Here is a 238-nt window from a genome sequence, read left to right on the forward strand (position 1 = left end):
CTTGGCCAGACGCGCGCCTTCTATCCAGCGCGTGACCGTGATTTTATAAACAGAAGAAAAGAGGATGTGCCAGGCCTGCGGCGTGTGCGAAAGGACGCGAAGACCGGTCCGGAGCGGCTCATCGCCCGGGAATATCCTGTCCTCTTCCCAGGAAAGCGACTCGTGCATTTCATCCTCATCCATTTCCGGAAGATGCAGCACCTTCGTCCGGAGATCACGTCCCGTCGCAATGAGCATC

At 57.6% G+C, this 238-nt stretch carries 1 protein-coding gene; it reads right to left on the bottom strand.

Translation table 11 applies throughout. The features are described from left to right. The coding region (locus tag M3200_RS00695; RefSeq protein ID WP_288178061.1) for a hypothetical protein at positions 1-238 on the bottom strand (238 nt) is incomplete at both ends.

Origin of the sequence: Dialister sp. CAG:357 (genome assembly GCF_000435155.1) — a bacterium.
Lineage (GTDB): Bacteria > Bacillota > Negativicutes > Veillonellales > Dialisteraceae > Dialister > Dialister hominis.